The 24,783-nt window shown below is 65.5% G+C and carries 26 protein-coding genes; 20 read left to right on the top strand and 6 right to left on the bottom strand.

Features of this window, described 5'->3' with window-relative positions:
* The first annotated feature begins 119 nt into the window (after positions 1-119).
* Complete coding sequence (aroC, locus tag GPJ75_RS15165) at positions 120-1,220, top strand: chorismate synthase (RefSeq protein ID WP_163269160.1); 1,101 nt, start codon at positions 120-122, stop codon at positions 1,218-1,220.
* Between the two features lie 30 nt (positions 1,221-1,250).
* Positions 1,251-2,348, top strand: a complete 1,098-nt coding sequence (gene ribB, locus GPJ75_RS15160; RefSeq protein ID WP_163269159.1) for a 3,4-dihydroxy-2-butanone-4-phosphate synthase — start codon at positions 1,251-1,253, stop codon at positions 2,346-2,348.
* A 46-nt stretch (positions 2,349-2,394) separates the two neighbouring features.
* Here ribB and GPJ75_RS15155 read toward each other — a convergent pair whose 3' ends face one another.
* Entirely contained in the window at positions 2,395-3,606 is a 1,212-nt protein-coding gene (locus tag GPJ75_RS15155) for an MFS transporter (protein ID WP_163269158.1), read from the bottom strand.
* 120 nt (positions 3,607-3,726) lie between these two features.
* Between GPJ75_RS15155 and GPJ75_RS15150 the strand changes: the two genes are divergently transcribed.
* The 6 genes from GPJ75_RS15150 (at position 3,727) to GPJ75_RS15125 (ending at position 9,640) form a co-directional block, all read left to right on the top strand.
* The gene (locus GPJ75_RS15150; RefSeq protein ID WP_163269157.1) at positions 3,727-4,326 is read left to right on the top strand and encodes a TetR/AcrR family transcriptional regulator; all 600 of its coding nucleotides are present in this window, start codon (positions 3,727-3,729) and stop codon (positions 4,324-4,326) included.
* A gap of 86 nt (positions 4,327-4,412) precedes the next feature.
* The gene (locus tag GPJ75_RS15145) at positions 4,413-5,339 is read left to right on the top strand and encodes a histone deacetylase family protein (RefSeq protein WP_163269156.1); all 927 of its coding nucleotides are present in this window, start codon (positions 4,413-4,415) and stop codon (positions 5,337-5,339) included.
* 3 nt (positions 5,340-5,342) lie between these two features.
* Entirely contained in the window at positions 5,343-5,609 is a 267-nt protein-coding gene (locus tag GPJ75_RS15140) for an exodeoxyribonuclease VII small subunit (protein ID WP_163269155.1), read from the top strand.
* Between the two features lie 45 nt (positions 5,610-5,654).
* Positions 5,655-7,601, top strand: a complete 1,947-nt coding sequence (gene dxs / locus GPJ75_RS15135) for a 1-deoxy-D-xylulose-5-phosphate synthase (protein ID WP_205602544.1) — start codon at positions 5,655-5,657, stop codon at positions 7,599-7,601.
* Positions 7,602-7,646: 45 nt separating this feature from the next.
* Positions 7,647-8,399, top strand: a complete 753-nt coding sequence (locus tag GPJ75_RS15130) for a TlyA family RNA methyltransferase (protein ID WP_163269153.1) — start codon at positions 7,647-7,649, stop codon at positions 8,397-8,399.
* Positions 8,399-9,640 carry a class I SAM-dependent RNA methyltransferase gene (locus GPJ75_RS15125; RefSeq protein ID WP_163269152.1) on the top strand — a complete coding sequence of 414 codons (1,242 nt, stop codon included), beginning with the start codon at positions 8,399-8,401 and terminating at the stop codon, positions 9,638-9,640. The genes GPJ75_RS15130 and GPJ75_RS15125 overlap by 1 nt, the downstream gene beginning before the upstream one ends.
* Positions 9,641-10,031: 391 nt before the next feature.
* Here the strand turns inward: GPJ75_RS15125 and GPJ75_RS15120 are convergent, their stop codons facing one another.
* The 3 genes from GPJ75_RS15120 to GPJ75_RS15110 all read right to left on the bottom strand — a co-directional run bounded on the left by GPJ75_RS15120 (position 10,032) and on the right by GPJ75_RS15110 (position 12,775).
* A complete protein-coding gene (locus tag GPJ75_RS15120; protein WP_163269151.1) occupies positions 10,032-10,733 on the bottom strand; it encodes an NAD-dependent deacylase in 702 nt (233 codons plus the stop codon).
* On the bottom strand, positions 10,733-12,148 hold the full coding sequence (gene tldD, locus GPJ75_RS15115) for a metalloprotease TldD (protein ID WP_163269150.1): 1,416 nt from the start codon (positions 12,146-12,148) through the stop codon (positions 10,733-10,735). The genes GPJ75_RS15120 and tldD overlap by 1 nt, the downstream gene beginning before the upstream one ends.
* A gap of 114 nt (positions 12,149-12,262) precedes the next feature.
* On the bottom strand, positions 12,263-12,775 hold the full coding sequence (locus GPJ75_RS15110; RefSeq protein WP_163269149.1) for an invasion associated locus B family protein: 513 nt from the start codon (positions 12,773-12,775) through the stop codon (positions 12,263-12,265).
* Between the two features lie 333 nt (positions 12,776-13,108).
* Between GPJ75_RS15110 and coxB the strand changes: the two genes are divergently transcribed.
* From coxB to rnhA, 11 genes are all read left to right on the top strand, one after another.
* Positions 13,109-13,984, top strand: coding sequence for a cytochrome c oxidase subunit II (gene coxB, locus GPJ75_RS15105; protein WP_163269148.1), 876 nt, complete (start codon positions 13,109-13,111; stop codon positions 13,982-13,984).
* A gap of 39 nt (positions 13,985-14,023) precedes the next feature.
* Complete coding sequence (gene ctaD / locus GPJ75_RS15100; RefSeq protein ID WP_163269147.1) at positions 14,024-15,676, top strand: cytochrome c oxidase subunit I; 1,653 nt, start codon at positions 14,024-14,026, stop codon at positions 15,674-15,676.
* A 65-nt stretch (positions 15,677-15,741) separates the two neighbouring features.
* The gene (locus tag GPJ75_RS15095) at positions 15,742-16,674 is read left to right on the top strand and encodes a heme o synthase (RefSeq protein ID WP_163269146.1); all 933 of its coding nucleotides are present in this window, start codon (positions 15,742-15,744) and stop codon (positions 16,672-16,674) included.
* A gap of 4 nt (positions 16,675-16,678) precedes the next feature.
* Positions 16,679-16,837 (top strand): hypothetical protein, encoded by a 159-nt coding sequence (locus GPJ75_RS15090; protein WP_163269145.1) that lies wholly within the window; start codon positions 16,679-16,681, stop codon positions 16,835-16,837.
* Between the two features lie 8 nt (positions 16,838-16,845).
* Positions 16,846-17,451 (top strand): cytochrome c oxidase assembly protein, encoded by a 606-nt coding sequence (locus GPJ75_RS15085; protein ID WP_163269144.1) that lies wholly within the window; start codon positions 16,846-16,848, stop codon positions 17,449-17,451.
* Between the two features lies 1 nt (position 17,452).
* A complete protein-coding gene (locus GPJ75_RS15080; protein ID WP_163269143.1) occupies positions 17,453-18,334 on the top strand; it encodes a cytochrome c oxidase subunit 3 in 882 nt (293 codons plus the stop codon).
* 82 nt (positions 18,335-18,416) lie between these two features.
* The gene (locus tag GPJ75_RS15075; RefSeq protein WP_163269142.1) at positions 18,417-18,803 is read left to right on the top strand and encodes a DUF983 domain-containing protein; all 387 of its coding nucleotides are present in this window, start codon (positions 18,417-18,419) and stop codon (positions 18,801-18,803) included.
* Positions 18,800-19,549: an SURF1 family protein gene (locus tag GPJ75_RS15070; RefSeq protein WP_163269141.1), complete on the top strand. Its 750-nt coding sequence runs from the start codon at positions 18,800-18,802 to the stop codon at positions 19,547-19,549. Before GPJ75_RS15075 ends, GPJ75_RS15070 begins: the two co-directional genes overlap by 4 nt.
* Before the next feature lie 63 nt (positions 19,550-19,612).
* Positions 19,613-20,617, top strand: coding sequence for a 4-hydroxy-3-methylbut-2-enyl diphosphate reductase (gene ispH / locus GPJ75_RS15065; protein WP_163269140.1), 1,005 nt, complete (start codon positions 19,613-19,615; stop codon positions 20,615-20,617).
* A 1-nt stretch (position 20,618) separates the two neighbouring features.
* Positions 20,619-21,587 (top strand): homoserine kinase, encoded by a 969-nt coding sequence (locus GPJ75_RS15060; protein ID WP_163269139.1) that lies wholly within the window; start codon positions 20,619-20,621, stop codon positions 21,585-21,587.
* A complete protein-coding gene (gene rnhA / locus GPJ75_RS15055; RefSeq protein ID WP_163269138.1) occupies positions 21,584-22,060 on the top strand; it encodes a ribonuclease HI in 477 nt (158 codons plus the stop codon). The genes GPJ75_RS15060 and rnhA overlap by 4 nt, the downstream gene beginning before the upstream one ends.
* A 3-nt stretch (positions 22,061-22,063) precedes the next feature.
* Here the strand turns inward: rnhA and GPJ75_RS15050 are convergent, their stop codons facing one another.
* Both GPJ75_RS15050 and GPJ75_RS15045 read right to left on the bottom strand, forming a co-directional pair.
* Positions 22,064-22,549 (bottom strand): peroxiredoxin, encoded by a 486-nt coding sequence (locus tag GPJ75_RS15050; protein ID WP_163269137.1) that lies wholly within the window; start codon positions 22,547-22,549, stop codon positions 22,064-22,066.
* A 119-nt stretch (positions 22,550-22,668) separates the two neighbouring features.
* A complete protein-coding gene (locus tag GPJ75_RS15045) occupies positions 22,669-23,460 on the bottom strand; it encodes a protein-disulfide reductase DsbD domain-containing protein (protein WP_163269136.1) in 792 nt (263 codons plus the stop codon).
* A 126-nt stretch (positions 23,461-23,586) separates the two neighbouring features.
* Here GPJ75_RS15045 and GPJ75_RS15040 point away from each other — a divergent pair, with 126 nt between their 5' ends.
* The gene (locus GPJ75_RS15040; RefSeq protein WP_163269135.1) at positions 23,587-24,195 is read left to right on the top strand and encodes a YqgE/AlgH family protein; all 609 of its coding nucleotides are present in this window, start codon (positions 23,587-23,589) and stop codon (positions 24,193-24,195) included.
* The last annotated feature ends 588 nt before the right edge of the window (positions 24,196-24,783 follow it).

The following is a 24,783-nucleotide window of genomic DNA, read 5'->3' as shown; positions in this document are numbered from 1 at the left end:
GACGGTTGTCCGAATTGAAATGATAAAATGTGTCAAAAGTGTCCCCCTCCACTGTTTGACCGCGTCCGCAAAGGCAAATAGAAGCGGTTCCGGCGCCGCCGCGCAAGGAAACGCTTACAATGTCGCACAACACCTTCGGTCATCTGTTTCGCGTCACCACTTGGGGAGAAAGCCACGGGGCGGCGATCGGCTGCGTCGTCGACGGCTGTCCGCCCGGCATCCGCTTTACCCGCGAAGAGATACAGGCCGATCTCGACCGGCGCCGGCCGGGCCAGTCCCGCTTCGTCACGCAGCGCCGCGAGCCCGATCAGGTGAAGATCCTGTCGGGTGTGCTGCCGGAAGACGACGGCGAAACGCTGGTCACCACCGGCACACCGGTCTCCATGCTGATCGAGAACGTCGACCAGCGCTCCAAGGATTATAGCGAGATTGCCCAGCGCTATCGCCCCGGCCATGCCGACTACACCTACGAGATGAAGTACGGCCTGCGCGACTATCGCGGCGGCGGGCGCTCCTCGGCGCGCGAAACCGCGGTGCGTGTGGCCGCCGGCGCGCTTGCCCGCAAGGTGGTTCCCGGCCTCAAGGTGCGCGGCGCGCTGGTTTCGATGGGCGAGAAGGCAATCGACCGCGCCAACTGGGATTGGGATTTCATCGGCCACCCCGACAATCCCTTCTTCACGCCCGACCCGGAATCCGTCGCCGTCTTCGCCGATTATCTCGACAGCATCCGCAAGAAAGGCTCCTCCGTCGGCGCGGTGATCGAGGTGGTGGCCGAGGGAGTGCCGGTGGGCCTCGGCGCGCCGATCTATGGCAAGCTCGACCAGGACATCTGCGCCAACCTCATGTCGATCAACGCCGTGAAGGGCGTGGAGATCGGCAACGGCTTCGAGGCCGCCCGCATCACCGGCGAGGAGAACGCCGACGAGATGCGCACCGGCGCTGACGGCAAGCCCGTGTTCCTGTCGAACAACGCCGGTGGCGTGCTGGGCGGCATCTCCACCGGCGAGCCGGTGATCGCCCGTTTCGCGGTGAAGCCCACCTCGTCCATCCTCACCCCGCGGAAATCGGTCGACAAGACAGGCGCGGAGGTCGACGTGACGACCAAAGGCCGCCACGACCCCTGCGTGGGCATTCGCGCCGTGCCCATCGGCGAGGCCATGCTTGCCTGCACCATCGCCGATCACTACTTGCGTCACCGAGGACAAACGGGGAAAGGGTAGACCCTATTCCCCTAACCGCAGCGAGAAACCATGCCCTATGACCAGCGGAAAGTCGTCGACGCCCTGCGCGCTTTTGAGCGCGGCGAGATCGTCATCGTCATGGACGATGACGGGCGCGAGAACGAAGGGGACCTGATCGTCGCCGCGGTCCATGCCACGCCGGAGAAGATGGCCTTCATCGTGCGCCATACCTCCGGCATCGTCTGCGCGCCGATGCCGCGGGAGGAGGCGCGGCGGCTGAACCTCGCGCCCATGGTGGCGGAAAACGACGCCCCCCATCAGACGGCCTTTACCGTCAGCGTCGATTTCAAGCACGGCACCACCACCGGCATCTCTGCCGAAGATCGCACGCTGACGGTGCGCAACCTTGCCAATCCCAATGTCGGCAGTAGCGACTTCGTACGGCCCGGCCACATCTTTCCGCTGATCGCCCGCGAGGGCGGCGTGCTCATGCGCTCCGGCCATACGGAGGCAGCCGTCGATCTGTGCAAGCTGGCCGGTCTGCCGCCAATCGGCGTCATCTGCGAACTCGTCAACGACGACGGTACCGTCATGCGCGGACCGCAGGTGACGGCGTTTGCGGAAGAGCACGGCCTCAGCCAAGTCTCCGTCGCCGATCTCATCGCCTACCGCCAGCGCCAGGAAACGCTGGTCGAGCGCATCGCCTGCTTCAAGATCGAGACCCCCGGCGGCACGGCCACCGTCCATACCTACACGCTGCCCTGGGAGGCCATGCAGCATCTGGCCATCGTCTTCGGCGACATCCGCGATGGCACGGATGTACCGGTGCGTCTGCATACGGAGGACGTCGTCGCCGACGTGTTCGGCACGGAATACCGGCTGCAGGACATCATGAAATCCATGGGCACCATGGGGCGTGGCGTGCTGGTTTATCTGCGTGAGGGTTCCGTCGGCGTCGCCCATCATCATCACCGCCCCCGGGCCGGGGAGGCCGAAGCACACGAGGAAGCGGTGAAGCGCGAGAGCGAATGGCGCGAGGTCGGTCTTGGAGCACAGATCCTCAAGGATCTCGGCATCACCTCCATCAAGCTGCTCGCCTCTCGTGAGCGCCATTATGTTGGCCTCGAAGGCTTCGGCATCAAGATCGCCTCGACGGAGATATTGTAAGGCCATCCGCCTTGCGGATGGCCTTGCCGGACACGGAGGGTAGCCGCTAGGCCACCGCTGTTTTGGGCATGATGGCGGCTGAAGGCCTCTGCAGGATGCGCTGGCCGGAAAGCGCGGTGGCCAGAGCCACGCCGCCCGCCGCGACCGACACCCAGAACCCGCTTTGCGCACCGAAGGCATCGATGACATAGCCCGAGATGAAAGAGCCGACGGCCATACCGATGAAGATGCCGGTCATGGCCCAGGTGATGCCCTCGGTAAGCTGCGAGGAGGGTACCAGCCGCTCGATCAGCCCGAACGCGGTTATGAAGGTGGGCGAGATCGAAGCGCCTGCGAGGAAAAGCATGAGCGCCAGGAGCGGAATGCTGTTCACCCAAAGAAGGGGCAGGGTTGTCAGCATGGCGATCGCGTTGGCGACCAGGAACTGCCGGCCAAGCGAGGCCTTGAGCTTTAGCGTGCCGAAGACGAGGCCGACGACCAGCGAGCCGCCCGCATAACCGGCCAGAACGAAGCTTGCCGCGCCCTTCTGGCCGAGCTCTTCCGAAAACGCGATCACAGTCACCTCGGCCGTGCCGAAGATCGTGCCGACCGCGATCAGCGTGAAGGTGATGATCTGCACCGCCGGGACACCGAGGGCTGACCGGCTTGCCTTCTCCTCGACCGGGCGGACCGGCGGCTCGGTGGATTTCTGCGCGACGAACAGCGCCGTGCCCACGGCCAGGAACAGTGTGGCCGCCAGCGGTCCTGCCTCCGGAAAGAGGCTGACGCTTAGCCCGATCGCCAGCACAGAGCCGGCCATATAGACCACCTCGTCGAGCACCGACTCGAAGGCGAAGGCGGTGTGAAGCTTCGGCGTGCCATGATAGAGCCCCGTCCACCGCGCCCGCACCATGGCCGGCATGCTGGGCATGACGCCGGCGATGAAGGCGAAGGCGAATAACGTCCAGTAAGGCCACCTGAAATGGGTGGCAAGAATGAGCCCGGTAAAGGCCGCGACGGAGACGGCTGTTGCAGGCGTCAGGACACGGCTCTGGCCGTGGCGGTCGACGAGCCGGGAAATCTGCGGCGCGACAAAGGCGTTGGTGAGGGCGAACGTAGCGGAGACCGCACCGGCCAACCAGTACTCACCATGGCTCTGGGAAAGCATGGTGACGATACCCATGGTGGCCATGGCGACAGGCAGGCGCGCCAGAAATCCGGCGGCGGCAAAGCCCTTGGCCCCTGGCGCCTGGAAGACTTCACTATACGGGTTCGGCATGACGCGATCCTTCGATTGGTAAGAGCGCGCCGCTGACATACGCGGCGTATGTCAATGAGGTAATTGCATACGCAGCGTATGTCAACTAAATATATACGTGCCGTATGTGAAAGGAAGAGAATGGCCCACAAACCTCGCAGCGAAATGATAACGGAGACCCGGCGCAAGCTGGTCACGGCCGCCCGTCATGCCTTCGGCGCCGTGGGATATGCCGATGCTTCCATGGACGATTTCACCGCCGAGGCCGGTTTGACCCGCGGTGCGCTCTATCACCATTTCGGGGACAAGAAGGGGCTTCTGCAGGCCGTTATCGCCGAGATCGATGCGGAGATGAACGCACGCCTTTGCGCCATCTCCGCAAAGGCGAGCAATCCGTGGCGGGGCTTTGTCGACGAGTGCATCGCCTATATCGAGATGGCGCTCGAGCCGGAGATACAGCGCATCGTGCTGCGCGACGGGCCGGCGGTGTTGGGCGATCCCGCCAACTGGCCCAATCAGAGCGCCTGTATCAACTCCATGACCGCGAGCCTGGAGCGTTTCGTGCAGGAGGAAACGATCGTCGCCACGGATGCCGAGGCCTTGGCGCGTCTCCTCAACGGCGCGATGCTGAGCGCTTCCTTGTGGATCGCCAATTCGCCGGAGCCGCGAGCCTCCTCGCGCAAGGCCGTGCACGCCTTCAAGGCACTTCTGGAAGGGCTTCGGGTCAAGGAGCGCGAATAGGGTCACTGCGGCGCTTGACGCCCGAAACCCTGTTGAAGGGCGCCGCGCGGCGTGGCCAAAGCCGGCGTCAACGCCTATATCGGGGCATGACCACGCGGCTATACACCCATCCCGTCTGCCTGGAGCATCTGACCCCGCTCGGCCATCCCGAGCGGCCGGACAGGCTGCGCGCTATTGAAAAGGTGTTGTCGCACGAAATCTTCGCCCCGCTTGATCGGGTGGAGGCGCCGATGGCGAACGAGACGGCAATCCTCCTCGCACACCCGGAAAGCTATGCCCGCCGGGTAAAGGGCACGATCCCCGCCGAAGGCCTGGCGCGCATCGACGCCGACACCTCCGTCAGCCCCAGGAGCTGGGAGGCCGCGCTGAGGGCCATAGGCGCGGCCACTGCCGCGGTGGACGACGTGTTCGCCGGGCGCGCCGACAATGCCTTCGCCGCCATCCGTCCGCCCGGCCACCATGCCGAGAAAGACCAGGCGATGGGCTTCTGCCTGTTCAACAACGCCGCGATCGCCGCTCGCCACGCGCAGGACGCGCATGGAGCCGAGCGCGTGGCCATCGTCGATTGGGACGTGCACCACGGCAACGGCACCCAGGACATTTTCTGGGACGACCCGTCGGTGCTCTACTGCTCCACCCATCAGATGCCGCTTTATCCCGGCACGGGTGCGGCTGGAGAGACCGGCGCCGGCAACATCGTCAACGTGCCGCTCTCCGCGGGTACCGACGGCGAAGCATTCCGCGAGGCGTTCAAGGGTACGATCCTGCCGCGGCTCGACGAGTTCCGTCCCGATCTGATCATCATTTCGGCCGGTTTCGATGCGCATTATCGCGACCCGCTGGCCGAGCTCAATTTCACCGAGGACGATTTCAGCTGGGCCACGGCGAGAGTGATGGAACGGGCGGGGCGCTGGTCGGACAACCGGCTTGTCAGCCTGCTCGAGGGCGGTTACGACCTCGAAGGGCTGGCCCTCTCGGTGGCCGCCCATGTCGGGCGCTTGATGAAGGGGTAAAGGATGAACGCCGACGCCAACAATGCCGCAGCCAACGACGACATCAAGGCGATGACCTTCGAGCAGGCGCTGGAAGCGCTGGAGAAGATCGTCAACGACCTGGAGCAGGGCGACGTGCCTCTTGAGCAGTCGATCCGCATCTACGAGCGCGGCGAGGCGCTGAAGGCCCATTGCGACCGGCTCCTGAAGGCGGCCGAAGACAAGGTGGAGAAGATCCGCCTCTCCCGCGAGGGCGTGCCTGCCGGCACCGAGCCGCTCGACCCGCAGTAGAAGCAGCGCGGCCTTGCCGCGTTTACTTTGCGTCCGCGAACGCTTATGTCCCTGCAATCTGCAACGAGCGAGCAAAGCGTGAAATCGCCTCCCGAAACACCTCTCCTTGATCGTGTCCGCATCCCGGCGGACATGAAAGGGCTCGACGAGAAAGACCTGCCCCAGCTCGCAGACGAGCTGCGCGCGGAACTGGTCGACGCCGTCTCGCAGACCGGCGGGCATCTGGGCGCCGGGCTCGGCGTGGTCGAGCTGACAGTGGCGCTGCACTACGTGTTCGACACGCCGGAAGACCGGGTCATATGGGATGTCGGCCACCAGGCCTATCCGCACAAGATCCTGACTGGCCGTCGCGACCGTATCCGCACGCTGCGCCAGGAGGGCGGGCTGTCGGGCTTCACCAAGCGCGCCGAGAGCGAGTACGACCCCTTCGGTGCGGCGCACTCTTCCACCTCCATCTCCGCCGGCCTCGGCATGGCCGTAGCGCGCGACCTTTCGGGCGGGCGGCGCAACGTGATCGCCGTCATCGGCGACGGCGCCATGTCCGCCGGCATGGCCTATGAGGCGATGAACAACGCCGGCGCGCTCGACGCGCGGCTTATCGTCATCTTGAACGACAACGACATGTCGATCGCCCCGCCCACCGGCGCCATGAGCGCCTATCTGGCGCGCCTTGCTTCCGGCCGCGCTTACCAGGGCATCCGCGACTTCGGCAAGAAGCTCACCTCCTATCTCGGCAAGAGCGTCGACCGCGCAATCACCCGCGCCGTCGAGCACGCGCGCGGCTATGTCACCGGCGGCACGTTGTTCGAGGAAATGGGCTTCCTCCACATCGGCCCTATCGATGGGCACAATCTGGAGCACCTCGTGCCCGTCCTGAAGAACGTGCGCGACCACGGCCACGGCCCGGTGCTCATCCATGTCGTCACCCAGAAGGGCAAAGGCTACGCCCCTGCGGAGGCGGCGGACGACAAGTATCACGGCGTCGCCAAGTTCGATGTCATCACCGGTGCACAAGCAAAGTCGCCAGCGAATGCACCGAGTTACACGAAAGTCTTCGCGCAAAGCCTTATCCAGGAAGCGCGTGAGGACGAGCGCATTGTCGCCGTCACCGCCGCCATGCCGTCCGGCACCGGGCTCGACCTCTTCGGCAAGGAGTTCCCAGAGCGCACCTTCGACGTCGGCATCGCCGAGCAGCACGGCGTGACCTTCGCTGCCGGGCTTGCCACGGAAGGCTATCGCCCCTTCGCCGCCATCTACTCCACCTTCCTGCAGCGCGCATACGACCAGGTGGTGCACGACGTTGCGATCCAGAACCTGCCGGTGCGCTTTGCCATCGACCGCGCCGGCTTCGTGGGTGCGGACGGCGCCACCCATTGCGGCGCCTTCGACATCGCCTATCTGGCGACGCTGCCGAACTTCACCGTCATGGCCGCCGCCGACGAGGCGGAGCTGAAGCACATGGTGCGCACGGCGGCACTACACGATGACGGCCCCATCGCCTTCCGCTATCCGCGCGGCAACGGCGTTGGCGTCGAACTGCCGGAGCGCGGACAGGCGCTGGAGATCGGCAAGGGCCGCGTCGTCCACGAGGGCACCAAGGTGGCGCTTCTGTCGCTGGGCGGTCGCCTGGCGGAATGCCTCAAAGCGGCCGACGAACTGGAAGCCGCCGGCCTGTCGACAACGGTCGCCGACGCGCGCTTCGCCAAGCCGCTCGACGCCGACCTCGTGACGCAACTGGCGCGCGGGCATGAGGTGCTTCTTACCATCGAGGAAGGCTCCATCGGCGGCTTCGGCGCCCATGTGCTCCACTTCCTCGCCCACCAGGGCCTCCTGGAAAGCGGCCTCAAGGTGCGCCCCCTGGTGATGCCCGACGTCTTCATGGACCAGGCGAAGCCGGAGAAGATGTACGCCGACGCGGGCCTCGACGCTGCCGGCATCGTGCGTGCGGTATTCGCCGCACTTGGACAGGAGGAGCAGGTGGCGCGGGCTTGAGTGGCGCACTTGCCAATCCCCGCCACTATCCTTCACCGAACACCGATGACCGCACTGACGACCCGTCTCCGTCTCGACCAGCTTCTGGTCGAGCGCGGCCTGTTTGAAAGCCGCGCCCGCGCCCGCGACGCCATTTTGCGCGGCACGGTGCGTGTGGCCGGCACCGCGGCGGTGAAGCCGGGGCAGGCGGTGGCGGCCGATGCGGAAATCGCTGTGGACGACCCAGCGCAGCGCTACGTCTCGCGCGCCGCGCTCAAGCTCATCCACGGGCTCGACGCCTTCGGCCTCGACCCAGAAGGCGCCCACGCGCTCGATATCGGCGCCTCCACCGGCGGCTTCACACAGGTGCTTCTGGAGCGCGGTGCGGCCCAAGTGACGGCTATCGATGTGGGCGCCGACCAGATGGACGAGCGGCTGAAGGCAGATCCGCGCGTGACCTGCCTTGAACGCGTGAACGCGCGCCATCTCACGCTCGAGGCGATCGGCGGGCGGCGGCCGAATTTCCTGGTCTCCGACGTCAGCTTCATTTCGCTGAAGCTGGCACTGCCAGCGGCGCTTGCAATGGCCACACTCGGCGCGCAGGGCCTCTTCCTCGTCAAGCCGCAATTCGAGGCGGGACGCGAGGCGATCGGCAAGGGAGGCCTGCTGCGCGCGCCGGAAAAGGCGGAGGAGGTCGCAAGCGAAATGAGGGACTGGCTGGAGACGAACGACGGCTGGCGTGCCGTCGGCCTCGTCCCGTCGCCCATCGAGGGCGGCGACGGCAACCGCGAGTTTCTGCTCGCCGGGCGGAAGGTGTGATGAACGAGACGCTGCACATCGAAGCGCTGGGCGCCCAGGGCGACGGCGTGGCCAACACGGCGGCCGGCCCCCTCTACGTTCCCTTCGCGCTGCCGGGAGAGAAGGTGAAGGTCCGGGTATCGGGACGGCGGGGCACACTTGTCGAGATCGACCAGGCTTCCGAGCGGCGTGCGGAGCCTGCCTGCCGGCATTTCGGCGCCTGCGGCGGCTGCGCCGTGCAGCATCTCGATAGGGAAGCCTATGCCGGGTGGAAGCGCGGGAAGGTCGTCCACGCCCTGCAAAGCCGTGGCCTCGACGCCGATGTGGCGCCGCTCGTTGCCTGTCCGCCCGCCTCGCGCCGCCGCCTTGCCTTCACCGCGCGGGCAATCGGGCAGCGCATGCTGCTGGGCTTCAACGCTGTCCAGTCGCACCGCCTCATCGATGTCGAGGAATGCCCGGTCGCCGATCCGCGGATCGTCGCTGCCCTTCCGGATCTGCGCCAGCTTGCCAGGCTGCTGGCGGCCACGCCAAAGCCGTTCCGCCTCACGGTCACAGCCACCCGCACCGGGCTGGACGCCGCGGCGGAAGGCGCCGGCAGGCTGAACGACAAGCGCCGGCAACAGGCAGTGGCGTTCGCGCTGGCCAAGGGGTATGCGCGCCTTTCGCTCGACGGTGAGGTGCTTGTGGAGCGCCAGAAGCCGACAGTGCTTCACGGTGAGGTGCCGGTAAGCGTGCCGCCTGGCGGATTCCTGCAGGCAGTCGCTGCGGCGGAGGAAGCGATGGCTGGCCTTGTGGCGGCGCATCTGATGGGCGCGAAGCACGTGGCCGACCTCTTTTCCGGCAGCGGCACCTTTGCGCTGCGGCTTGCCGGCGGCATGCGCGTCCATGCTGTGGAGGGCGATGCGGCCGCCCTGGCTGAACTGGAGACAGCGGCAAGAAATACGCCCGGCCTGAAGCCGGTGACGGCCGAGAAGCGCGACCTCTACCATCGCCCGCTGACAGCGAAGGAACTTGCCGCCTTCGACGGTCTCGTCTTCGACCCGCCGCGCGCCGGCGCGGAAGATCAGTGCCGGCAGGTCGCCCGCTCCACGGTCCGCCGCGTGGCCGCCGTCTCCTGCAATCCCGGCACGCTCGCCCGCGATCTGGCGATCCTCGTTGAAGGCGGCTACCGCCTCACTCGAGTGATCCCCGTCGACCAGTTCCTGTGGTCGCCGCATGTCGAGGTGGTGGCGCTTCTGGAAAGGCCGGGGAAACGCGGCTGAACCGGAGCGTCTTACCGCACGCCTACACGTCCGCACTGCTCAGCCCGGCGCTCGGCAGGCTCGGCGGGTCGCTGCTCGAGCCCGCCTATGCCGGTTCTTTCCTGATTCTTGTTACGATCTCGCTTTTGGCGGCCTGCCTGGTCCCGGGGCTTCGGGTACCTGCACCCAGAGCCGAGGTCGCTCAGGAGCGCCCGCGCCCGCTTCCGGTCATCATGCGCTAGCCCACTTATGCCGTCGCCATCCTCTGGCCCCGGCGTTGCCCGCCGCGCCGTCTTGCAGAGCGCGCGGTAGCCGCGCACCCCGTTCGATTATGCGGGACGCGAAAGCTGCGCGGCACCGTGGGCGGCGTGGTGATCGGTATGACGTGGCATTCAAGCCGTGTTCTAAGGCTCTATTTGCCCTTCAAAAGCTTTTCCACATAGTCCGGCACCACCCGGCTCGCCGGCCCATGGATCGCCTCATCGAAATCGCCGAACGTCTCCGAAGGCTCCAGATTGAGCTCCACCGTATGCGCGCCGGCACGGCTCGCCTCCTGCACGAATTGTGCCGCCGGATAGACGCTGCCGCTGGTGCCGATGGCGAGGAAGAGATCACAGTCGCCCAGCGCCTCGTAGATGCGCTCCATGTGATAAGGCATCTCGCCGAACCACACGACATCCGGCCGCAGGCCGCCGGCTTCGGCGCAAGCGGGGCAGGGCACTTCTGTTGAAAGATCCCCGTGCCACTCATGCCGGGATCCACAGCGGACACAGATCGCCTTGGTGAGCTCTCCATGCATGTGGATCAGGTTCTTCGAGCCTGCCCGCTCATGCAGGTCGTCGATATTCTGCGTGACAAGGGTCAGTCGGCCCGGATGCCCGGCTTCAAGCCGCGCCAGCGCGTAATGCGCCGCATTGGGCGCGATCTTGACCAGTCCGCTGCGGCGCTGATTGTAGAAATCGTGCACCAGCGCCGGATCGGCGGCAAAACCTTCCGGTGTGGCCACTTTCCGGTAGTCGTATCGAGACCAGATGCCGCCCGTGTCGCGGAAGGTGTCGACGCCCGATTCGGCCGAGACGCCGGCGCCGGTAAGAATGACGATGGAGGCCGGCATCACGCCTGCGTGCCGCCCACCGTCATCTTGTCCATCCTCAGATGCGGCTGGCCGACGCCCACGGGCACGCCCTGGCCGTTCTTGCCGCACATGCCGATGCCGGTGTCCAGCTTCATGTCGTTGCCGACCATCGAGACGCGGTGCATGGCGTCCGGCCCGTTGCCGATCAGCATGGCGCCCTTGATAGGCCGGGTCACCTTACCGTCCTCGATCAGGTAGGCCTCAGTGCAGCCGAAAACGAATTTGCCGGAGGTGATATCCACCTGTCCGCCGCCGAAAGAGACGGCGTAGACGCCTTTCTTCACCGAAGCGATGATCTCCTCGGGCGTCTTGTCGCCAGCCGTCATGTAGGTGTTGGTCATGCGCGGCATGGGCTCATGCGCATAGGATTCGCGCCGGCCGTTGCCGGTCGGGCGCATGCCCATCAGGCGGGCGTTCTGCCGGTCCTGCATGTAGCCGACCAGCTTGCCGTCCTCGATCAGCACATTGTGGCCGGATGGCGTGCCCTCGTCGTCGATGGTGAGCGAGCCGCGCCGCTCGGCAATGGTGCCGTCGTCGACGACGGTGACGCCCTTGGCGGCAACCTGACTCCCCATCAGGCCGGCGAACGCCGAGGTCTTCTTGCGGTTGAAGTCGCCCTCGAGCCCGTGACCCACCGCCTCGTGCAGCATCACGCCCGGCCAGCCATTGGCAAGCACGATATCGAAGGTGCCGGCGGGCGCGGGGACCGCCTCCAGGTTGACCAGCGCCTGGCGCAGCGCCTCCTCTGCGGCGAAACGCCAGGAATCCTCGACCAGGAACTCGCCGAAACTCTTGCGCCCGCCCATGCCGTAGGAGCCCGTCTCCTGCCGGTCGCCGTCACCGACCACGACGGAAACGTTCATGCGCACCAGCGGGCGGATGTCGCGCGCGATTTGCCCGTCCGCACGCAGGATCTCCACATGCTGCCAGGACGCGGCGAGCGAGGCCGTCACCTGGCGCACGCGCGAGTCCCTCGCGCGCAGCCAGCCGTCGATCTCCTGCAGGAGCTTCGCCTTCTCCTCGAAACCGGGCGCGGCGATGGGGTTGTCCTCACTATAAAGGCGCTGGTTGGTGCCGGATGGCGCCGCGGCGAGCGTGCCGGAATAGCCATGCTTGACGGTGGAGACGGCATCCGCCGCCCGCTTCAGCGCTGCTTCCGAAAGCTCGCTCGAATGGGCATAGCCCGTGGCTTCGCCGGCCACCGCGCGCAGGCCGAAGCCCTGGTCGGTGTTGAAGCTGGCCGTCTTCAGCCGGCCGTTATCGAAGACCAGAGCCTCGCCTTCGCGGTATTCGAGGAACAGCTCTCCATCATCGGCGCCCGAAACGGTATCGGACACGAGGGATTTGAGCTTGTCAGCGGAACAATCGAAGGAATCGATGAGCGAGCGGGGCATGGACGGGTATCCTGTTCTTTCTTCCCTCATCTAAGGGCAGAGGACGATCCGATCCAGTGCCGGGGCGGAATTGCCTCTTGCATCTGACCGAAGATGCCACCCGGCGCGTCTTCATTAAGGCAGAGCGTCGAAGCCTTCGCCGAAGCCCTTGAGGTCGACCGGGATGCCTATACCCTCCTCGGGAGTCTGGAAGACGATGAAGGTGGCCGATTCGCCGTTCCTCAACTTTCCGAGAAGCGTATCCTCGAGGATCACCTCGGCATAGCAGCCATCCTGGAAGCAGCGCACGAAATAGGCACGGCCGATATCCTCGCCGTCGACGTAGAGGCCGAGCCCGTTCGGCAAGAGCACACCGAGCGGCGCCAGAACGCGCATGATTTCCGCCTTGTTGTCGGCGGTGCGCAGCACCGCCACGGACAAGCCCACCTCCGGCCTGTCCTCCGCCACCACGTTCTGCATCATGATGCACTGCTCACTGGCGGCGCCTGCCGGCGTGTCGCAGAGGATCGACCAGGCGCCGTGGGTCGAGCGCACAGATCCCTCCTGCTGTTGCTGCTGCGCGGCGGCGGGCAGGATGACGGCCAATGTTGCGGCGAGCACCGCCACCACACGTACGACCAACGGCATGATGAACCTCTTTTCCCCGACGAATCACGGCCACCCATCCTGACGATGCATGCCCGAAAAGGAAATAGCCATTCCAGCGGGCCTTTACCCAAAGCGCCGCCCACACTCGTTGCCGAATCGGTCAGAATTGCGGACAAGCCGGCGCTGGCGGGGCGGCAGCGCAAAAATGCCGCATGCGAGGCTCTACGCCTTTCTTGCGGTTCGCATGAGAGTATGATTTGAACGCGCCTGTATTGAACAGGTCTCGATGCGGCTTCTCGCCGGGCTGCAGGCTTTTGGCGTATCCGGCGCACCGCCGGCGGAAAGCGCATTGATCGGGAGATGACGAGGGTTATGAAGAAGTTTGTTGCGAGCCTTTGGGTCTTCGCGCTGTCGCTGGTCGCCACCGGTGCCCACGCCGCGCAACCCGAACCCTGGCAGGTACGGTTCCAGCCCGCCGCGACGGGCATCATGGAGCAGATTCGCTGGTTCGAGGCCTACACGCTGTGGTTCATCGTGCCGATCACCCTTCTGGTGATGGCGCTTTTGGCCTGGTGCATCGTCCGCTACCGCGCCAGTGCCAATCCGGTGCCCTCGCGCACCAGCCACAACACCCTCATCGAGATCCTGTGGACCGTCGGCCCGGTGATCGTGCTTCTGCTTCTGGCCGTACCCTCCTTCCAGCTTCTGACGGCCCAGTACACGCCGGAGGAAGAGCCGGCCGTGACCATCAAGGCTACCGGCGTTCAGTGGTACTGGGACTACGAGTACCAGGACACCGAGAATCCGCTCTCCTTCACCTCGCTGATGCTTCAGGACGGCGATCGTGCAAGCGCCGGCAAGGAGGACAGGGCTCAGTATCCGCGCCTTCTCACCGTCGACAACGAAGTCGTGGTGCCGGCCGGTCAGACCGTGCGCGTGCTGGTCACCTCCAGCGACGTGATCCACGCCTTCGCCATGCCGGCCTTCGGCATCAAGGCCGACGCGGTGCCCGGCCGTATCAACGAGACCTGGTTCAAGGCGGAACGCGAAGGCCTCTACTACGGACAGTGCTCGGAGCTGTGCGGCAAGGACCATGCCTTCATGCCGATTGCCATCCGCGTCGTCTCGCAGGACCAGTACCAGAGCTGGTACGCGGCCGCGCAGGAAGATCTGGAAGGCGCCAACAGGGCGCTGATGGCGGCGATCGAGGACGGCAAGGGCGAGGACAAGGTCGCCGCCGCTGAGTAAGCCGGGCGACGCTAAGAATAACTTGGAGCGGTAGGAAACATGGCAGGCGCTGCGACTGAGACCCACCACGATGACCACAAGCCGAAGGGCTGGGTGCGCTGGGTGTATTCCACGAACCACAAGGACATCGGCACCCTTTATCTGATCTTCGCGATCTTCGCCGGCGTCATCGGTGGTTTCTTGTCGGTGATGATGCGCTGGGAGCTTGCCGAGCCGGGCATCCAGATCTTCCACGGCCTGGCGTCCATGGTCTACGGCTATGAGGGTGCGGCGGCCATCGATGCCGGCAAGGAGATGTACAACGTCTTCACCACCGCCCACGGCCTTATCATGATCTTCTTCATGGTGATGCCGGCGCTCATCGGCGGCTTTGCCAACTGGATGGTGCCGATCATGATCGGCGCGCCGGACATGGCCTTCCCGCGCATGAACAACATCTCCTTCTGGCTCCTGCCGCCGGCCTTCATCCTGATGTTGCTCACCATGTTCGTGCCTGGTGCGGCCGGCAGCTACGGCGCCGGTACGGGCTGGACGATCTATCCGCCGCTTTCGACCGTCGGCCAGCCTGGCCCCGCCGTCGATCTCGGCATCCTGTCGCTGCATATCGCCGGCGCCTCCTCGATCCTCGGCGCGATCAACTTCATCACCACCATCTTCAACATGCGCGCTCCCGGCATGACGCTGCACAAGATGCCGCTCTTCGCCTGGTCCGTGCTGATCACGGCCTTCCTGCTGCTCTTGTCGCTACCCGTTCTGGCCGGCGGCATCACCATGCTCCTGACGGACCGCAATTTCGGCACGACCTTCTTCGCGCCGGATGGCGGCGGCGATCCCGTGCTCTTCCAGCATCTGTTCTGGTTCTTCGGGCACCCGGAGGTCTACATCCTCATCCTGCCCGGCTTCGGCATCGTCAGCCACATCGTGTCGACCTTCTCGAAGAAGCCGATCTTCGGCTATCTCGGCATGGCCTATGCCATGGTGGCGATCGGCGCCGTCGGCTTCGTCGTGTGGGCGCACCATATGTACACCACGGGCCTGTCGCTCGACGCGCAGCGCTACTTCGTCTTCGCGACGATGGTGATCGCGGTGCCGACGGGCGTGAAGATCTTCTCCTGGATCGCCACCATGTGGGGCGGCTCCATCTCCTTCCGCGTGCCGATGCTGTGGGCGGTCGCCTTCATCTTCCTGTTCACGCTGGGCGGCGTGACAGGCGTGCAGCTTGCCAATGCCGGCCTCGACCGGGCGATGCACGACACCTACTACGTGGTGGCCCACTTCCACTACGTCCTGTCGATGGGCGCCGTCTTCGCCATCTTCGCGGCCTGGTACTACTGGTTCCCGAAAATGACGGGCTACATGTACAATTCCTTCGTCGCCCGGCTGCACTTCTGGATCACCTTCATCGGCGTGAACCTGATCTTCTTCCCGCAGCATTTCCTCGGGCTCGCCGGCATGCCGCGCCGCTACATCGACTACCCGGATGCCTTCGCCGGCTGGAACATGGTCTCCTCCTACGGTTCCTATCTGGCGGCGATCGGCGTGCTCGTCTTCCTCTACGGCGTGATCGAGGCATTCGCGAAGAAGCGCATCGCCGGCGCCAACCCGTGGGGCGAGGGCGCAACGACGCTGGAGTGGCAGCTTCCCTCGCCGCCGCCCTTCCACCAGTGGGAAGAGCTGCCGAGGATCAGGTAAACTGGGAAACGGCGTGGCCCGGAACCGATGTCCGGGCGCGCCAGCTTTGAGTGAAATGTAGAAACATGGCGTTGGTCGAACGAAAGCATGTGGATGGAGACGTCGGTCGCCTCTCCGAGGCGACGGCGGGCGATTTCATCGCGCTTCTGAAGCCGCGCGTCATGTCGCTCGTCGTCTTCACCGCCTTCGTCGGCATGGTCCTGGCGCCGGCCACGCCCAACCCGCTTCTGGCTGTCATCGCCATCCTGGCGATCGCCGTCGGCGCGGGTGCGGCGGGCGCGCTGAACATGTGGTACGACGCCGATATCGACGCCAAGATGGCGCGCACGGCGGGCAGGCCTTTGCCGAGAGGGCGCGTGGCGCCGGGCGAGGCGCTTGGCTTCGGCCTCTTTCTGTCGGCCTTCTCGGTGATGACGCTGGGCCTGATGGCCAACTGGCTGGCCGCCAGCCTTCTGGCCTTCACCATCTTTTTCTACGTCGTCATCTACACCATGTGGCTGAAGCGCTCGACGCCGCAGAACATCGTTATCGGCGGAGCCGCCGGTGCGCTGCCGCCGGTCATCGGCTGGGCGGCGATCACCGGCTCGGTGACGCTGGAAAGCCTCGTGCTCTTCCTCATCATCTTCCTTTGGACACCGCCGCATTTCTGGGCGCTGGCGCTGTTCAAGACCGGCGACTATGCCCGTGCCGGCATTCCCATGATGCCGAATGTTGCCGGCGAGGGGCACACCAAGCGGCAAATCTTCGCCTATGCCGTTCTGGTCGCCGCAAGCGGCGTTCTGCCGAGCGTTCTCGGCTTCGCCAGCATGGCCTACGGTGCCGTGGCGGCAGTGCTGGGCGGCGGCTTCGTCTGGTACTCCTGGCATGTGCTGAGGATGGCTGACGGCGACCGGGCGATGGGCCCGGCCAAAGCGCTGTTCGCCTATTCGCTTGTCTACCTCTTCGCCATCTTCGCCGCTTTGCTCGTCGACGGCATGATCTCGCGTGTTGGAGGCTGATGCGATGCCGGACGACGATCGTATCAAGCCGACGGAGAAAGAGTTGAAGGCGCGGCGCAACCGCTCCATCGCGATCGCTCTGGCGCTCGCCGCCTTTGTCATCATCGTCTATCTGGGCAGCCTCATGAAGCTGGGGCCGTCCCTGTTCGACCGGGCCATGTGAGGAGCGCGATGAGCACGACGAGTTCCGACAGCGCTCGCGACCGCCGCAACCGCGGCGTGGCCGTGCTCTGCGTCGGCGTATTCGCCGGCATGGTGGGGCTTTCCTATGCGGCCGTGCCGCTCTACCAGCTCTTTTGCCAGGTTACCGGCTACGGCGGCACGACGCAGCGGGTGGAGCAGTATTCCGACACCATCCTGGACCGCGAGATCACCGTCCGCTTCGACGCCAACACGAACGCCGCGCTGCCGTGGGAGTTCAAGCCCAAGCAGCGTCAGGTGACGATGAAGATCGGCGAGACGGTGGAGATCGCCTACGTGGCGCGCAACCTTTCCTCCAGGCCCACCACCGGTACCGCAACCTTCAACGTCGCGCCGGGTCTTGCAGGCGCCTATTTCAACAAGGTCGAGTGCTTCTGCTTCACGGAGCAGGAGCTGCAGCCCGGCCAGTCATACGAGATGCCGGTGCAGTTCTTCGTCGACCCGGAGATCGTGAACGTGCCGGAATTGAAAGACCTGAAGGTGATCACGCTTTCCTACACATTCTACCCGCTGCCTCAGGAATCGGTCGAAGCGCCGCGCCCCGAGGAAGCAAAGAACCAGAAGATCGAGGGATAACATGGCTGGCGCCCACGCAAAGCACCACGACTACCACATCATCGATCCGAGCCCCTGGCCCTTCATCGGCTCGGTCGGCGCGCTTGTGACGGCCATCGGCGCCATCGCCTGGATGAAAGCAGCGCAGGGCGCGACCTTCCCGCTCTTCGGCATAAACCTCGCGGCCGCCAATTTCTGGCTCTTCCTGGTCGGCATGCTGATCCTGCTCTACACCATGTTCGCCTGGTGGAGCGATACCATCAAGGAAGCCCAGGAGGGGCATCACACCAAGGTGGTCTCGCTGCATCTGCGCTACGGCATGATCATGTTCATCGCCTCGGAGCTGATGTTCTTCGTGGCCTGGTTCTGGGCTTTCTTCGATGCCAGCTTGTTCCCGGGAGAGGCGGCCCAGGTAAGCCGAGCCGAGTTCACCGGCGGCGTCTGGCCGCCGGAGGGCGTTGAGGTTCTCGATCCCTTCCACCTGCCGCTCTACAACACGATCATCCTGCTCCTGTCTGGCACCACCGTCACCTGGGCGCATCACGCGCTTCTGGAGAACGACCGCAAGGGCCTGGTCTATGGCCTGACGCTGACCGTGGTGCTCGGCCTTCTGTTCTCGGCCGTTCAGGCGTATGAGTACATGCACGCGCCATTCGCCTTCAGCGATTCGATCTATGGCGCGACCTTCTTTATGGCGACGGGCTTCCACGGCTTCCACGTCATCGTCGGCACGATCTTCCTGGCCGTGTGCCTGTTGCGCGCCATGGCCGGCCACTTTACGCCGCAGCAGCATTTCGGCTTCGAGGCCGCCGCCTGGTACTGGCACTTCGTCGACGTCGTGTGGCTGTTCCTCTTCTCCTTCGTCTATGTGTGGGCCTCGGCTGGCGCGACGATCGCGCATTGACCGGCGAAGATCGCAATTTGTGGAGGGGGCGGCCGCGACGAACGGCTGCCCCTGTCCTTTTTGGTGAAACGGGAAACCTGCGATGAGTGAAGACAAGGCCATCTGGCCGCCGGTCGATCCGGTCCGCGCCGGGCTCTCCGGCCGCTGCCCGCGCTGCGGCGAGGGCCGGCTCTTCTCCGGCTTCCTGAGCGTCGGCAAGCGCTGCGCCAATTGCGGGCTCGACTACGGCTTTGCCGATTCGGGCGACGGCCCGGCTGCCTTCGTCATCCTCATCATCGGCTTCATCGTCGTCGGCCTTGCCCTGTGGCTGGAGGTGACGACCGGCGCGCCGCTCTGGCTGCATTTTCTGCTGTGGGTACCGCTAACATTGGTGCTTTCACTGACGGCGCTTCGGCTGATAAAGGGGCTTCTCATCGCCCTGCAATACCGGAACAAGGCCGCCGAAGGGCGGTTGGAAAAGGCGGAATGAGTGTAGCCGTGCACGACACCGGCCCCCGCGGGAGCTTCCTGCTTCTCGCCATCAGCATCCCCGTGCTGGTGCTGCTCCTGGTGCTCGGCACGTGGCAGGTCAAGCGCCTGCAATGGAAAGAAGGGCTGGTCCAGCGCATCGAAGAGCGGATTGCCGCCGCGCCCAGGCCGCTTGAGGAGGTTGCCCGCCTCAACGCCGAGGGCGGTGATGTCGACTACCGCCCGGTGGCGGTCACCGGTTCATTCCTGCACGAGGCGGAGCGGCACTATCTCGCCACCTGGCATGGCCAGTCCGGCTTCTTTGTGCACACGCCGTTGCGGCTCGCCGACGGCCACTACATCTTCGTCAACCGCGGCTTCGTGCCGTATGACCGCAAGGACCCGGCCACCCGTTCCGCGGGACAGGTGCCCGGTAGCGTGGAAGTCGGCGGCCTCGCGCGCACGGCACCGGCGGAGAAACCTTCCTTCATCGTGCCCGACAACGACACGACGGAAAACATCTTCTACTGGAAGGACCTTGGCTCTATGGCCCGCTCGGCCGGGCTTGCCGGGGAGAAGGTCTACCCGTTCTACGTCGATGCCGACGATGCGCCCAATCCCGGCGGCCTGCCGGTTGGCGGCGTCACCCGGATCGACCTGCCGAACAGTCATTTGCAATACGCCGTCACTTGGTACGGCCTGGCCTTTGCGCTCGTCTGCGTCCTGGGCTACTGGTTCCTGCGCCGTCGCAGCGCGGGCGATACTTGACACCGGCCGCAGGCCGCACCCACTTTCCGGGCGGGACGACAGGAGTTTTTTGAGGCGATGCCGATGAATGGGCACAAGCGGAAGCTGATCGTGCGGCTGTGCGGGCCGCGCGGCTTTTGCGCCGGCGTCGACCGGGCCATCCAGATCGTCGTCCTGGCGCTCAAGAAATATGGCGCGCCTGTCTATGTGCGCCACGAGATCGTGCACAACCGCTACGTGGTGGAGGGCCTGCAGGAGCGCGGCGCCGTCTTCATCGAAGAGCTGAGCGAGATCCCCGACACGCACCGCGACCGCCCCGTGGTCTTCTCGGCCCACGGCGTGCCGAAATCCGTGCCGGCCGACGCGGAAAGCCGCAACCTCTTTTATCTCGACGCCACCTGTCCGCTGGTCTCCAAGGTGCACAAGCAGGCCATGCGCCATCAGCGCCTGGGCCGCCATGTGCTTCTCGTCGGTCATGCCGGGCATCCGGAGGTGATCGGCACGATGGGGCAGTTGCCGGAGGGGACCGTCTCGCTCATCGAGACGGTGGAGGATGCGGAGCGCTTCTCCCCGCCCGAGGGCATGGAACTCGGTTACGTGACCCAGACCACGCTTTCGGTGGAGGACACGGCCGACATCATCCGCGCGCTGGAGAAGCGTCTTCCTACCTTGCGGGCGCCGTCGGCCGAATCCATCTGCTACGCCACGACCAATCGCCAGGAGGCGGTGAAGGAAGCCGCCCCCGGCGCCGACCTCTTCCTCGTCGTCGGCGCCCCCAATTCGTCGAACTCGCGCCGCCTGGTCGAGGTCGCCGAAAGGGCAGGGGCCAGCCGCGCTCTCCTGGTGCAGCGCGCTTCGGAAATTCCCTGGGCCGAGATCGGCGAGATCGCCGTGCTTGGCCTGTCGGCTGGCGCTTCGGCACCGGAGATCATCGTCGATGAGATCATCGACGCCTTCGCCGAGCGCTATGAGGTGACCGTCGACCTCGCCATCACCGCGGAGGAGCGCGAGAACTTCCCCGTCATGCGCCCCTTGCGCGATGTCGAATTGACGAAGTCGGACATGGCCTTCGTCAACGGCGTGAGCTGACATGGCCGTATACACCGACATTTCGGAGGAAGAGCTTGGCGCTTTCCTGCGGGAGTATCCGGTGGGCGAGCTGCTTTCCTACAAGGGTATCGCCGAGGGTACCGAGAACTCGAACTACCTCCTGCACACCTCCGAAGGGGCCTTCATCCTCACCCTCTACGAACGCCGGGTGGACAAAGCGGATCTGCCCTTCTTCCTGGGCTTGATGGAGCATCTGGCGCGAAAAGGCGTCACCTGTCCCTTGCCTGTCCACCGGCGCGACGGGCAGACGATCGGCGAGCTTGCCGGCCGCCCCGCCGCCCTCATCACCTTCCTGGAAGGCATGTGGATGCGCCGGCCGACGGCGCAGCATTGCCGCGAGGTGGGCAAGGCGCTGGCGGGCCTGCACCAGGCAGCGGCCGATTTCCCGCTTAAACGCAAGAACGCGCTCTCGCCCGAGGGCTGGATGCACCTGTGGGAGGGCGCGAAGGGGCGCGCCGACGAGGTGGAACCGGGGCTGACGCGCGAAGTGGAAAGGGAGTTCGCCGAGATCGCGCGCCACTGGCCGACGGACCTGCCTTCGGGCATCATCCATGCCGACCTCTTTCCCGACAACGTCTTCTTCCTCGGCGGCAAGGTTTCGGGCCTCATCGACTTCTACTTCGCCTGCAACGACCTCCTGGCCTACGACATTGCCACCTGTCTCAACGCCTGGTGTTTCGAAAAGGACATCTCCTACAACCTCACCAAGGGCGCGGCGCTTCTTGCCGGCTATCAGAGCGTGCGGCCGCTGCAGCCTTCCGAGGTGGAGGCGCTGCCGCTTCTGGCGCGGGGGGCTGCCTTGCGTTTCATGCTGACGCGCCTGCACGACTGGCTGACCATCCCCGACGGCGCCCTCGTCAACAAGCGCGATCCGATGGAATACGTCCGCCGCCTGCGCTTCCACCGGCAGATCGCCGCGCCCACCGAATATGGGATCGACATCGCGTGAAGAAGATCGAGATTTTCACCGACGGCGCCTGCTCGGGCAACCCGGGCCCCGGCGGTTGGGGGGCGGTGCTGCGCTACAACGGCGCCGAGAAGGAGCTTTCGGGGGGTGAAGCGGAGACCACCAACAACCGCATGGAGCTCAAGGCGGCGACGGAGGCGCTCAATGCCCTCAAGGAACCTTGCGAGGTGGACCTCTACACCGACAGCAACTACGTGCGCGACGGCATCTCCGGCTGGATAAAGGGCTGGAAGCGGAACGGCTGGAAGACGGCGGCCAAGAAGCCGGTGAAGAACGTCGAGTTGTGGCAGGCCCTCGACGAGGCGACCGACCGCCACAAGGTGCGCTGGCACTGGGTCAAGGGCCATGCCGGGCATCCCGAGAACGAGCGCGCCGACGCGCTCGCCCGCGCCGGCATGGCGCCTTTCAAGAAGAAGCGCCGCACCAGGCCGGCTGCGCGGGCCACGCCCTCTTAACGCCTAAAGCTGCTCGAGAATGCGCGCCGCGCCGCTGGTGACCGCCTGGCCGCGCGCTTCCTCTATGTTGAGCTCTTTGACGACGCCATCCTCGACCAGCATGGAAAAGCGCCGGCTGCGCGTGCCGAGACCGGCTTTCGACAGGTCCGTTTCGAGGCCCAGTGCGCTGGTGAACTGGCCGTTTCCATCGGCCAGGAAGACGAGCTTGTCTTCGGCGCCGGTAAAGCGCGCCCAGGCACCCATGACATGGTGGTCGTTGACCGCGAGGACGGCGATGACGTCCACGCCGCGGGCGCGGATGGCATCGTAATTCTCCGCGAAGCCCGGCACGTGATCGTTGCTGCAGGTGGGCGTGAAAGCCCCAGGCACGCCGATCAGCACCACCTTGCGACCGGCGAAGAAATCGGCGGTGCCGACATCCTCCGCGCCCTCCGGAGAGGCCTTCTTGAGCATCACGTCGGGTAGCCGGTCGCCGATGGAAATCGTCATTTATAGTCTCCTGGATGGTGTTGGATTGGATCTGCCGTTGAGAAGGATGCGGCGCGCCTGAAACCTAAGGCGGAAACGGCGGCGCGGCCAGTAGGGCCGTGTAGGGAATTGGTATCGCTCTATGGCATTGCGACCGTGCCGCTGACGGCCTTTCCGCCGAGGACAAGCGTATAGTGGAGCTCCACCGCCTCATCGGGCGCGTCGAGGATTTCGGCAACGAAGGCAGCGGTGCCGTTCTCACGCTCCTCGAGCGCCGGTGTTGCCAGCCGCATGCCTTCCGGTGCGTCGAGGAAAAGCACCGGCTCGCCCGCCTCCGGGGGCAGATCGGCATCAAGCAGCAGGCGGCTTCCCTGCCGTAAAACGCGGGTCAGTTCGAAGCCGGGGCCGGCATCGTCGGGCAGGGCGGCGAAGGCGGCCGTCACCACGATGCCGTCGGCCGCATTGTCCGGGTCGGCGCCGGCGTCGAAGGAGAAGGAAGCCTCGAAGGGAATGCAGATCGTCTCGCAGATGCCGAGGAACATGCTGCCCTCGATAATGCCGGCGGCCCCTGGCGTGGCGGGCCCGAAGACAACCGGCAGCGCGACGCTTTGTGGATAGCCCGCCCATGTCGCGTAGGGATCGGTGATGCGCTTGGGCGGCGGGAAGAGGATTTCCGCGTGCCTGATGTCGGAGGAGGGCGAAAGCTCTATCTGCGGCGGCACGCCCGCTTCGCCGGGGTCGCGCCAATAGGTCTTCCAGCCGGGCTCCAGCTTGATCTCCAGAGCCCCGCGCAGGCGGCCTTCCTCGTCCGCCAGGCCCGATGTGACGATGCGGACGGCGCCGCCGTCGCTTTCGAACCACTGGCTGGAGGCCGCGCCCGCGGGCGTGGCGAGAGTGAGGGCGAACACCGGGATTGCGAGCGCGTAAAACATTGGCGGACATTGCCGGCTACGCCGCCTCAGCGCAATGCGCTCCCGGTAACGCCGATCATCATTTTCGCGTGAGGCAGGCACGGTTGGCGTCTTTCAAGCTTGGTCAAAACGCGGTAGGCTTATGCCATGGAATGGGAGATAGGCGCCAATAGGGCGGGCCCAGAGGGCACGCTGCAGAACCACTTCCTGATCGCCATGCCGGGCATGCGCGACGAGAGGTTCGCGCGCTCCGTCATCTATCTGTGCGCGCACAGCGAGGACGGGGCCATGGGCCTCATCATCAACCGCACCCAGCAGCTCGGCTTCACGGATGTCCTGGTCGAGCTCGGCATCCTCGACCGCAGCCAGTCGATCCGCCTTCCCGCCCGCGCCCGTGAGATGCCGGTGCGCAGCGGCGGCCCGGTCGACCGCAGCCGCGGCTTCGTGCTGCACACGGGCGATTATATGGTGGATTCCTCGATGCCCGTCTCCGAGCAGGTGTGCCTGACGGCGACGATGGACATCCTGCGCGCCATCTCCTCCGGCAAGGGCCCGCGCCACGCGCTGATGGCGCTCGGCTATTCGGGCTGGGGCGCCGGCCAGCTCGAGATGGAGATCGCCGAAAACGGCTGGCTCGCCTGCCCGGCCTCGCCGGACCTCCTGTTCGAGGGCGACATCGATTCCCTCTACGACCGCATCCTGGCCTCCATCGGCGTCGATCTGGCGCATCTGAGCCAGACGGCGGGACACGCCTGAGGAGGGAGAATCGCGGTCTTGTCGACCGGGTGCTCGCGCCGGTTCGGGTGGAAGCAGATCGTTCTCGTCCATCCATCTCTCTTTTTGGGCTGTGAACCAGGGGCAAGCGCCATCGTTGCCACGCCCGGTTTTCACCGTCTGGCCATTGAGTAGGTGGGAAGCGGGGCGCGTCTTCGGCACCGCACGAGGCGCTTTGGGAGCGCCTCAAATAAGGCGCGTCCAACGCGCCCCACCGGAGGCTGTCCCGACAGTCGGCCGGTCACTTGGGCCTTTCTCCTTCCCGGCTGCACCCAATTAGGGGGTGGTCTTAGCCGGGCCGAACAAAGGCCCTAGCGGCTTCTCCGCGGTCGCCTGGCACCGTCTCTCACCCGGTGCCCGGCTTTTCCGTGATGCTGTCTCATACCCAGCACCCCCGGTACCGCCGGCCTGTCGCGGGCCCTCACGCCTGCAGGTACCGTTCCTGCAGGGCGAGGTCTCCGCCGCCCTCCCCGTGTCCCCGGTCCGGACCAAGGTTCCCGTGAGGGCGATGGGGAGGATTATAAGGGTGGGCTGGGGAGGGGGGATAAAATCCTGCGAAAAAAGTCGGAG

Origin of the sequence: Chelativorans alearensis (assembly GCF_010993735.1) — a bacterium.
GTDB classification, from domain to species: Bacteria; Pseudomonadota; Alphaproteobacteria; order Rhizobiales; family Rhizobiaceae; genus Chelativorans; species Chelativorans alearense.
Note: the sequence above shows the minus strand (reverse complement) of the source record. Positions and strands in the feature narration are given on the sequence as shown.